Below are 10,689 nucleotides of genomic sequence, written 5' to 3'. Positions count from 1 at the left end.
CCGGCTTCGGTGACCGCCTTGTCCTCACTGGCCGAGGCCGAGATGGTGGCGTGGTCGTTGGCACCGGTGATGTCGACCTTGATGGTCTGCTGCGCGCTCTGGTCGGCGGAGGACACCGTCAGCGAATCGCTGACCTGCTGGCCCGCGATCAGCACATCGGCCTTGGTGTTGTCGAGCGTATAGCTCCAGGCGCCGGTGTTGCTGTCGAAGCTGAAGGTGCCGTACTGTCCTGCCAGACTCTCCGGCGGCACTGCGGCAAAGTGCGCTTCACCGGTATCGACGTCAGTGACCGTCAGCTTGCCGCTGGCGGATGCGTCACCCGTTTCAGCATTGCCTGCGCCGCCAGCCTCGGTCACCACCTTGTCTTCGCTGTCCGAGGCCGTGATCGTGGCTCCATCGTTGGCACCAGTAATCCGGATGCTCAGCGATGAAGCCGCGCTGGCCTGCCCGTCGGACACCTCATAGTTGAACGTGTCCTGGACTTGCTGGCCCTGCCGCAATGCCTGCACCTGGCCATTGCCGTTGTCCAGCTCATAGCTGTAGCTGCCGTCGGCGTGGAGCGTCAGCGTGCCGTACTGGCCGGCATAAGTGCCGGGATTGGCCACGGCCAGCACGTTCCCCGCATCGACGTCGCTGTCGTTCGACAGCACATTGCCGGTGATCGGGTTCGGAGAGTTGTTCTCGCCGATCGCGTGGGTATCGGCCACTGCCGTTGGCGCATGGTTGTCGTAGCCAGCGAAGTCCGACTTGGTCAGTTCGTGCAGGCCGTTGAGCTTGATGACCATTTCCGCCGTGGCGGGATTGCCGTCGACATCCACGTAGACATAGGTATTGCCCCCCGATTGCTGGAACCAGGCTCCGTGGGCCGTGGGCTGGCGGCCACCCCATTCAAAGCCAGTGTCGCCCAGCACGGGCCGCAAGTCGAGGTGGTCCACGCCGCGCTGGAAGTCGGTGATCACATCCATGCCGGCCGCGGTGGAGTCGGAGACGGCGTTATAGACAAAGACGTCGGCGCCGCTGCCGCCGCTCAGGGTGTCGCCGCCTGCCCCGCCGGCGATCTTGTCGTTGCCGCCTTCACCGTAGATGGTGTCCTTGCCGTTGCCACCGGCAATGATGTCGTCGCCGCCCAGGGCGGCATTGTTGCCGTTGTCCCCGTAGATCAGGTCGTCGCCGTTGCCGCCATAGATGCGGTCGTTACCCGGCCGGGCTGACTCATGGCCGGCACCGAGCAGGTAGTCGGCGTAGCTGTCATAGCCGTCGCCATACAGCGTATCGCCGCCATTGTCGCCGGTGTAAAGCGCCGACGAGCCGTCGATGCTGCCGATCACGTCATCGCCGCCGCCGCCATAGACCGCGTCGGTGCCGTTGCCACCCGACAAGTTGTCATTGCCGAGCCCGCCGAAGACCCGGTCCTTGCCGTTGGCGCCCAGCAGCGTGTCGTCGCCGCTGCCGCCTTCAACGATATCGTCGCCGTTGCCGGCATCGACATAGTCGTTGCCATCGCCGGCGCTGACGTAGTCATTGCCATTGCCGCTCAGGATGGTGTCGGCGGACGTGGTGCCGCTGATGCTGTCGCTGCCGTTGCTACCTGTCAGGGTTGCCATGATCACTCTCCGTCCTGAATGCCAGCCTGCTGGCCATGCCTTGCTTGTTGTCGTCGTGGGCAAACCGCCCGCTCTTATCGTTCCCGGAACGCCAGTTCCCTGGTCTTGATGATGGGCTTGAGCAGGTAATGGAGCACCGTCTTCTGCCCGGTCAGCACATCGACCGTCGCCACCATGCCGGGCAGGATGGGCACCTGCACGGCACTGCCGCCTGGCCGGTTGTCGCGCGTGCGCACGCGCACCAGGTAGTAGCTTTCCGGGCGCTCGCCCGGGCGCTCCGGTGTCAGCGTATCGGCGCTGATATGCTCCACGGTGCCGGCAAAGCCGCCATAGATCGAAAAGTCATAGGCCGACAGCTTGACCACCGCCGGCTGGCCGGGCCGCAGGAAGGCAATGTCGGCAGGCCGCACGCGCGCCTCTACCAGCAGCGTGTCTTCCAGCGGGACGATCTCCAGCAGATCCATGCCGGGCTGCACCACGCCGCCAACGGTATTGATCTTGATCTGCTTGATGACGCCCGCAAGCGGGGCGCGTACCAGGGTACGGTCGACGCGGTCCTGCAGCGCGGTGTTGGTGGCGCTCTGCGCGGCCTGTTCGGCCTTGGCCTGGTTGAGCTCTTTCATGGCCTCGGCACGATAATGCGTGCCCAGTTCGTCGGCTTTTTGCTGGCTCTCGCGGTAGGCGGCCTCCAGGCGCGGCATGGCGAGCCGCGCGGCCTCGAGCTCGCCTTTCAGGTCATTGGCCTGGCGCTCCAGCCGCAGCAGGTCGACCTCGGACACGACGCCCTGCGCCATCATCGGGCGCATCATGGCCAGCTCCTGTGCCACCAGCCGATGGCTCTGCCGCAGTTGCTGCTCGCGCGAGCGCTTCTCGGTCAGCTCCTGCCGCCGCTGCTCGGACTGCTGGCGCAGCACGGCGAGATTGGCATCGAACGCGCGCTTGCGTGACTCGAACAGCGCGCGCTCCTCGGACACGAAGCGGCGGCCCTCGGCATCGGCCGGCGCGCTCGCCACGAACGCCGTGCCGTCGGCCTCGGCGCTCAGGCGCGCAATGCGTGCCACCAGCGCATCGTCCCTGGTGCGGCCTTCCTGGTATGAAGCCGTGAAGCGTGTATCGTCGATGCGCATCAGCGGCTGGTCCTTGTTCACCACCTGCCCCGGTCGCACCATGATCTCGGCGATGATCCCGCCTTCGAGGTTCTGCACCACCTGCACCTGGCTCGACGGGATCACCTTGCCCTCGCCCACGGCCACCTCGTCCACCCGCGCCAGCGCGGCCCAGGCCAGCGCCAACAGCACGAAGACCAGGGCGGACCAGAGGATCCAGTGCGTGAAATAGCGCGGTTGCGCCATCGCGGCCGCATCGCGCTCGCACATGAAGTCGGTGTCGTCGGCACGTGGCCTCAGCGCGGCGATCAGGCGCCGCACTGGCCCCATGCGTTGCGGATCAGGCTGAAGCGACATGGAGCTTCCTCCCCGCGAGCGCGTTCAGGACTTCGGCCTTGGGACCATCGGCGACGATACGGCCCTGGTCCATCACGATCAGGCGATCGACCAGGCTGAGCAGCGAGCCGCGATGCGTGACCAGGATCAGCGTGCGCCCGCCCAGCGCTAAGGCCAGGCGCGCCTTGAACTGCTCCTCGGTGCGGTTGTCCATGGCGCTACTGGGTTCGTCGAGCAGCAGCAGCGGCGGCTGCAGCAACTCGGCACGGGCAATGGCAATGGCCTGGCGCTGGCCGCCCGACAGGCCTTCGCCGCGCTCTCCCAGGCGCAAGTCATAGCCGTCCGGCAGGCGACCGACAAAGTCGCTCACGCCGCCCAGGCGCGCCGCGCGCAGCACCGCTTCGTCGTCGGTGTACGGGGCGCCCATCACGATGTTGTCGCGCAGCGTCCCGCTGAACAGCATCACGTCCTGCGGCACATAGCCGATGTCGCGCCGCAACGCGGCCGGGTCCAGCTGGCGCACCTCCGCGCCGTCGACCAGCACGGTGCCGGCATCCGGTGCGTACAGGCCAAGGATCAGCTTCTCGATGGTGGTCTTGCCTGAGCCGATGCGGCCTATCAGGCCAACCCGCTCGCCGCTGGCAATGCGGAACGAGACCCCATCCAGTGCCGCGATGTCGCGGCCCGGATAGCGAAAGCTGACCTGCCGGAACTCGATCTCGCCGCGCAGCGGCGGACGGTGCAGGAAATGCTTGCCGGGCGGGCGCTCGACGGGCAGCGCCATCATGCGGTCGATGCCGGCCAGCGCGGTGCGCGCCTGGTGATAGCGGGTGGTCAGCCCCGCCACTTGCGACAGCGGCGCCAGCGCGCGGCCGGCAAGGATGGTGCAGGCAATCAGGCCGCCCGTGGTCAGCCGGTCGTCGGCGATCAGGTAGACGCCGATCACCACCACCACCAGCGTGGCGGCCTGCTGGGCGAACAGCGAGAAGTTGATCACGCAGGCGGAGAGCAGCCGCGCGCGCAGCCCCAGTTGCGCCATCTGCCCGACCACCTGCTCCCATTTGCGCTGGGCGGCACCTTCGGCACCGCTGGTCTTGACGGTCTCCAGCCCCACCAGGGTTTCGACCAGTGCGGCCTGGCGCTGGGCCGCGCAGGCGCTGCTGGCGCGCACCGCGCGCGACAGCGGTCCCTGCAGCAGCAGGCTGGTGCCGATCACCAACGGCACCGCCAGCAGCGGCACCCAGGCCAGCGGGCCACCGACCCAGAACATGGCCGCAATGAAGACCGCGGCGAACGGAAGGTCGACCAGGGTCGTGATGGTGGCCGAGGTCAGGAACTCGCGCACCGACTCGAATTCATGCAGCTGGCTGCTCAGGCTGCCCACCGACGCCGGCCGCGCCTTCATCTCGATGCCCAGCACCTTCTCGAACACCGTCGCGGAGACCGTGACATCGATGCGCCGGCCCGCTACGTCGACAAAATAGCCCCGCAGCGTGCGCATCACCAGCTCGAAGCCAAGCACCAGGCCCACACCGATGGCCAGCGCCCACAGCGTTTCCAGCGCATGGTTCGGCACCACACGGTCATAGACGTTCATGGTGAACAGCGGCATGACCAGCGCGAACAGGCTGAGCAGCAGCGAGGCAACCAGCACCTCGCCATAGAGCGGCCACGACTGGCGCATCACGCCCCAGAACCATCCATGTGGCGACGTCGGCCCGGCATCGTCCGCCGCCTCGAAGCGGTGCGCGGGCCGGACAAAGATGGCATGGCCGGTGTACCGGGCCAGCAGGTCTTCCTGGCGGACCGGCTGCTCGCCGTCGCCCCACTCCGGCTGCGAGACCAGCAGCATGCCCACGTCGCCACGGCGCAGCATTACGCAGGCCTCGCCCTGGTCGAGCAGCAGGATGGCGGGCAGCACCAGGTCCGGGATGTCGCCCAGCGGGCGCTTGACCAGCCGGGCCGACATGCCCGCGCGTGCGGCCGCGCGTGGAAACAAGGCAGGGGTCAGGCGCTCCGCCTCCAGCGGCAGGCCCGCAATCAGGGCTTCGGCCGCGACTGGCCGCTGGAAGCGCCGGGCCAGCCAGAGCAGGCACGCCAGCAGCGGATCATCGGGGCGCGCGTGCCGACCTGCCGGATCCGGCAGGTTCCAGCCGGTGTCCTCGATGTTCCTTGCGGGCGCAGCGGCGGCATGCATGGCAACGGCCCCCGCCCTTCAGAGCGGCGCGTGGCGAGTGACCCGCCCTTGCGCACATAGCGTTGCACGGCCTGCGCATACCGCGCCCCCTGCGCAATGCATGCGCTCGTTGCATCCAGCCATGGTTTCCCCCCGGTCCCATTGGTTCGACGTTTCCGGGAAGAATATGTGAAGGGGCCCTGCGCGCCCATACTGCGGATGGATCAGATGGCGCAACAAAAGGACCGGGCGGGGTCATCCTTTTGGCGTTTCACGCAAGAAACAGAACCAAAACGAGCACCGCCATGACTGCCTTACTCAAGCTGGATTTCACCCTCGAAGCGCGCCTGGAGCTTGACACCCGCCAGTTCCAGCGTCACCGACACCGGCAAGTGCTCGTTGCCGGCGATGGTACCGTCGGCCATGGCCCTGGCTATCGCCTGTTCGATCTCGCGCTGTGAGCTGACGCCGACCACCTTCAGGAACTTGCGGATGCTGAGGTTGAAGGTCTCTTCGTTCATGGCTGTCTCCTGTGGGGAACCCGGGAATCACGGTTCGGGCCGCTACCCAGACAGCCTAGGCGATGGGGGGACTTTGTGCAGAGGCCTGGTGATCCGCCCGGAAGCAGGCAGTGCCCGGCAGTTGCCTGCCAGGCATCCGTCACCAATCAGACCACGCCTTGCTCGCGCAGCCTGGCGATGCGCTCGGCCGACATACCCAGCACCGATTCCAGCACCTGTTCGGTATGCTCGCCCAGCCGCGGCGGCGGTGCGTCGTATTGCACCGGGGTTGCCGACAGCCGCAACGGGCTCTTGACGGTCGGGCACAGGCTGCCGTCGTCGCGCACCAGGTCGATCTGCAGCTCGCGATGCCGCACCTGCGGGTCTTCCAGCACCTGGCCGTAGTCGTTGATCGGCCCGCACGGGATGCCCTGCGCTTCCAGCACCTGCACCCAGTGCGCCGTCGGCCGCGTGCGCATATGCGCCTCGAGCAGCGGCACCAGCGTGTCGCGATGGATGATGCGGCCGGGGCCGGTGGCAAAGCGCTCGTCGGCGGCCAGGTCGGGACGCTCGACGCCGCGGCAATACGCCTGCCACTGCCCGTCGTTACCGGCCGCCACGATCATGTAGCCGTCGGCGGTGGCAAACACATGGTAGGGCACCATATTGGCGTGCGCATTGCCGTAGCGCGGCATGGCCTTGCCGGTCACGCGCTGGGCGATGATCGGCGTGGCGCCGACCGCCACCACCGCATCGAGCAGCGCCATGTCGATATGCTGGCCCTCGCCGGTGCGCTCGGCATGGCGCAACGCGGCCAGCACGGCCACGGTGGCATACATGCCGGTAAGCATGTCGACCACCGCCACGCCCACCTTCTGCGGCCCGCCGCCGGGCAGGTCGTCGCGCTCGCCGGTGACGCTCATCAGGCCGCCCAGGCCCTGGAAGATGAAGTCATAGCCGGGCTTGTGCGCGCTCGGCCCGGTCTGGCCGTAGCCCGTGATCGAGCAGTAGACGATGGACGGGTTGATCGCCTTGAGGCTGTCATAGTCCAGCCCGTAGCGCTTCAGGTCGCCGACCTTGTAGTTCTCCAGCACGATCTGCGACTTGGCCGCCAGTTCGCGCACAATCTCCTGCCCTTGCGGGCTGGCGATATCGAGCGTCACCGACTGCTTGCCGCGGTTGGCGCCGGCAAAGTAGGTGGCGTCGCGCGACGGCTGCCCGTCCGCGCCGGGCAGCCAGGGCGGCCCCCACGAACGGGTGTCGTCGCCCGCGCCGGGCCGCTCCACCTTGATGACTTCGGCGCCCAGGTCCGCCAGGTTCTGCGCGCACCAGGGACCGGCCAGGATGCGCGACAGGTCCAGCACCCGCACGCCGGCAAGCGCGCCGTGCGCCGCGGCCTGGCTGCCCGCCATCAGATCGGATCCCAGCTGATCACATCGGGCGAACGCTCCAGCTTGAAGAAGCTGTTGCGCATCGCCGGCATGGCGATCTCGCCCACGGTTTCAGGCGTCCAGCCATCGCTCATGTGCACCGAGCGCACCGGGCGCGGCTGGCTCATCAGGATGATCTCGTTGGCACGCACCGCGAAGATCTGGCCGTTGACTTCGCTGGCGGCCGGGCTGGCAAGGTAGACCGCCACCGGCGCGATCTTGCCGGCTTCCATCTTCTGCAGCTTGGCCACGCGCGCTTTCTCTTCCGGCGTTTCGGCCGGGATCGAGCTGGTCATGCGGCTCCAGGCGAACGGCGCGATGCAGTTCGAGCGCACATTGAAGCGCTGCATGTCCAGCGCGATCGACTTGGACAGCGCGGCAATGCCCAGCTTGGCCGCCGAGTAGTTGGCCTGGCCCAGGTTGCCGATCAGGCCCGAGGTCGAGGTCATGTGCACGTAGGCGCCGCTCTCCTGGTCCTTGAAGTAGCTGGCCGCGGCGCGGCTGACGAAGAAGGTGCCGTGCAGGTGCACGTCGATCACCGAGCGCCATTCTTCTTCATTCATCTTGAAGAACATGCGGTCGCGCAGGTTGCCGGCGTTGTTGACCACGGCGTCGATGCGGCCGAAGTTGTCCAGCGCGAATTGCACGATGGCATTGGCGCCGTTCCAGGTCGACACGCTGTCGGTATTGGCCACGGCCTCGCCGCCGGCGGCGCGGATTTCCTCCACCACGCGCTGAGCGGGGCCGGCGTCGCCGCCCTCGCCGGTCATCGACACGCCGAGGTCGTTGACCACCACCTTGGCGCCGGCGGCGGCCAGTGCCAGCGCGATGCCGCGCCCGATTCCACCACCTGCGCCCGTCACCAGCGCGACCTTGCCTGCCATCAAACCGCTCATTGCGTTGCTCCTCTGAATACTTTTTGTGCGGTCACCGACCGCAAACCCGGCGAAACACCCCTGCGCCGCGGGCATTCGCCCGCCGGTGCGGTCAATCCGGATGTCCACGCCGCAGTGGATACGATAAATTGACGGCCGAGACTTTGGAATTCACGAATCACAAAACTGGCCTTTGGCCTGACGGAAGCCCATGCATTACGACCTGACCGACCTCCGCCTCTTCCTGAACGTTGGCGAGACGGAGAACCTGACCCGCGCGGCCGAACGCAGCTTCCTGTCGCTGCCCGCGGCCAGCACCCGGATCAAGCAACTGGAAGAGGCGTTCCAGACACAATTGCTGATCCGCCAGGTCAAGGGGGTGCGCCTGACGCCGGCGGGCGATGCGCTGCTGCGCCACGCGCGCGAGGTCTTCCGCGAACTGGAATGCCTGCACGCCGACCTGCGGCCCTATGCCAAGGGCGTCAAGGGCCGGGTGCGGCTGCTGGCCAACACCACCGCCACCAACTCGTTCCTGGCCATCGGCGTATCGCGCTTCCTGAGCGAGAACCCGGACGTGGACATCGAGCTGGAAGAGCACCTGTCGCAGGAAATCGTCTCGGCCATCAGCGCCGGCGCCGCCGACCTGGGCATCGTGGCCGGTGAAGTCGCCACCCAGGACCTGGACGCGATGCATCTGTGCAGCGATGAGCTGATCGTGATCGCCCCCGTCAACCACCCGCTGCCGGCCTTCAAGCGGCTGCATTTCGCCGACCTGCTCGATACCTGCCGCTTTGTCGGCCTGAACCAGTTCAGCGCGATCCAGTCGTTCCTGGACCGCATCGCCGGCGGCATGGGCAAGCGCATCAGCCTGCGCATCCAGGTGGGCAGCTTCGATGCCGTATGCCGCATGGTCGAGGCCGGCGCGGGCATCGCCATCGTGCCCAACAGCTGCGCGCGCCGCTACGCCAGCCGCAAGGTGCTGCGCTTTATCCAGCTGGAAGACGAATGGGCCAAGCGCGAGCTGCGCCTGGTGCGCCGCCCGGGGCGCGAACTGCCCCAGTTTGCCGAAACCCTGATCCAGTACCTGGTCGACGCGGCGCGCGAGCCCGTGTAAATCAGGGAAGCCGCCGACCGTTCAGCCGGCGGCCAGCCCGCCGCCCTGCACCACCAGCCCCGCCAGCGGGCTCAGCGACACCGCCATCACCACCAGCAGCAGGCCCATGGCGAACACACCGGGCCAGCTGGTGCGGCCACAGCGCGCCAGCGAGTCGTGCACCAGTTCCGGTGAGAAATGGTACTCGCGCAGGTGCCGGATGGTCGCCTCGGCATGCCAGCGGTAGATCTGGTTGCCATACATGCCCAGCAGCAGCGCCATGGCATACAGCATCGGCCGGACCGCCAGCGGCATCTTCAGCCCGAACAGCGCGTGCAGCACCGGTTCGGCGCAGACGATCAGCGCATAGACCCCCACCTGCCAGTACATGCGCCGGTAGGCCATCCAGAACGGCCCCAGCAGGCACGCCGCCCAGTTCCACGACATGCCGCCGCGTGCCTCTGCCAGGGACCAGCGCTGGCTGTAGTACGCATAGCGCGGCCCCACGAATGCGGCCAGCGCCGCATCGTCACGGATCGATGATTTCATGGCTGCCTCCCCCTGCTCTGCCACGGCCGCGCCTGTGGATCGCGGCGCAACCTGTGCCACAGCATAGGGCGCAGCGCGCGCGGGCAGCGTGCGCTGGCGCGCATTACTGTGGGAAATGACGCAAATTGGCGGGCAAGCGAACAGACCGGCGCACGCCGGGCGGCACGGGGTGCCGGATGCACCGGGCGCGGGTGCGCTATTTCCAGCGCTGCAGGACCTGCAGGATGACCAGCGTGAAAATGGTGGCGATCACCGCGGTGGTATCGCGACCCAGGCCGGCAGCCACGCCGATGGCCGCGACCATCCAGATGCTGGCCGCGGTGGTCAGGCCCTGGATGTGGGCTTCGTCGCTGTGCTTCAGGATCGCGCCGGCGCCAAGGAAGCCGATGCCGGCAATCAGCCCCTGCAGCACGCGGCTGATGTCGGCCAGCGGCGTCCCTGCCTGCAGCGGCACCAGCACGAACAGCGCCGAGCCCAGCGCCACCAGCATATGGGTGCGCAGCCCCGCTGCCTTGCCGGAGGCCTCGCGCTGATAGCCGATCAGGCCGCCCAGCAACACCGCCATGAACAGGCGTGCCAGGATGCGGGTGGCCTCGCCAGCGTCCGGCACATCGGCGAACTCGGCGCGCAAGACACTGTAGATCTCGGACCAGACCCCGTCCATGGCTCGTCTCCGGGTGCTTGGGTACAGACCTGAGCGTAGCACGGGATGGCCTGCCGGCAACCGGGCCGGCGGGCCCCAAGGCGCTCGCGCCACACCGCGCGGGCCGTCCGCCAGGCGCTTGCGGCTGCGTCCTACACCGCAAGCGGAAGCTCGCCGACAGTGCCGCCATGACGGCATTCCTATATTGGAATCACCGATTACCGTCATCGACAGGAGTTGCACCATGCCCTATATCCTTGCCTGGCTACTTGGCGTCCCGGCCTTCATCCTGGTCCTGATCTGGCTCTTCATGCACTGATTCCCAGGCCCGGCCTGCCAGCCATCCCCGCGCAAGAGGCCGCTGCGCCGGCCTCTTG

The 10,689-nt window shown here is 67.5% G+C and carries 9 protein-coding genes; 1 reads left to right on the top strand and 8 read right to left on the bottom strand.

Going from position 1 to position 10,689, the window contains the following annotated elements; translation table 11 throughout:
• The 6 genes from AC3WQZ_RS10790 to AC3WQZ_RS10765 all read right to left on the bottom strand — a co-directional run.
• Positions 1-1,604: VCBS domain-containing protein (locus AC3WQZ_RS10790; protein ID WP_492300527.1), on the bottom strand; the 1,604-nt coding region annotated here is incomplete at its 3' end.
• Between the two features lie 74 nt (positions 1,605-1,678).
• Positions 1,679-3,067, bottom strand: coding sequence for an HlyD family type I secretion periplasmic adaptor subunit (locus AC3WQZ_RS10785; protein WP_439669765.1), 1,389 nt, complete (start codon positions 3,065-3,067; stop codon positions 1,679-1,681).
• Positions 3,051-5,243: a type I secretion system permease/ATPase gene (locus AC3WQZ_RS10780; protein WP_492300526.1), complete on the bottom strand. Its 2,193-nt coding sequence runs from the start codon at positions 5,241-5,243 to the stop codon at positions 3,051-3,053. The genes AC3WQZ_RS10785 and AC3WQZ_RS10780 overlap by 17 nt, the downstream gene beginning before the upstream one ends.
• 293 nt (positions 5,244-5,536) lie before the next feature.
• Positions 5,537-5,743 (bottom strand): DUF6494 family protein, encoded by a 207-nt coding sequence (locus AC3WQZ_RS10775; RefSeq protein WP_010813946.1) that lies wholly within the window; start codon positions 5,741-5,743, stop codon positions 5,537-5,539.
• 146 nt (positions 5,744-5,889) lie between these two features.
• On the bottom strand, positions 5,890-7,134 hold the full coding sequence (locus AC3WQZ_RS10770) for a CaiB/BaiF CoA transferase family protein (RefSeq protein WP_492300524.1): 1,245 nt from the start codon (positions 7,132-7,134) through the stop codon (positions 5,890-5,892).
• Positions 7,134-8,048 carry an SDR family NAD(P)-dependent oxidoreductase gene (locus AC3WQZ_RS10765; RefSeq protein WP_492300522.1) on the bottom strand — a complete coding sequence of 305 codons (915 nt, stop codon included), beginning with the start codon at positions 8,046-8,048 and terminating at the stop codon, positions 7,134-7,136. Before AC3WQZ_RS10765 ends, AC3WQZ_RS10770 begins: the two co-directional genes overlap by 1 nt.
• A 190-nt stretch (positions 8,049-8,238) precedes the next feature.
• Here AC3WQZ_RS10765 and AC3WQZ_RS10760 point away from each other — a divergent pair, with 190 nt between their 5' ends.
• Positions 8,239-9,141 carry a LysR family transcriptional regulator gene (locus AC3WQZ_RS10760; RefSeq protein ID WP_439669762.1) on the top strand — a complete coding sequence of 301 codons (903 nt, stop codon included), beginning with the start codon at positions 8,239-8,241 and terminating at the stop codon, positions 9,139-9,141.
• A gap of 21 nt (positions 9,142-9,162) precedes the next feature.
• Here AC3WQZ_RS10760 and AC3WQZ_RS10755 read toward each other — a convergent pair whose 3' ends face one another.
• Both AC3WQZ_RS10755 and AC3WQZ_RS10750 read right to left on the bottom strand, forming a co-directional pair.
• A complete protein-coding gene (locus AC3WQZ_RS10755) occupies positions 9,163-9,669 on the bottom strand; it encodes a DUF2628 domain-containing protein (RefSeq protein WP_010813950.1) in 507 nt (168 codons plus the stop codon).
• A 196-nt stretch (positions 9,670-9,865) separates the two neighbouring features.
• Entirely contained in the window at positions 9,866-10,333 is a 468-nt protein-coding gene (locus AC3WQZ_RS10750; protein WP_010813951.1) for an MgtC/SapB family protein, read from the bottom strand.
• Between the last annotated feature and the right edge of the window lie 356 nt (positions 10,334-10,689).

Source organism: Cupriavidus sp. FW305-26 (assembly GCF_058787975.1).
The sequence above is the reverse complement of the archived record's forward strand: the minus strand, read 5'-3'. Positions and strand labels throughout refer to the sequence as shown.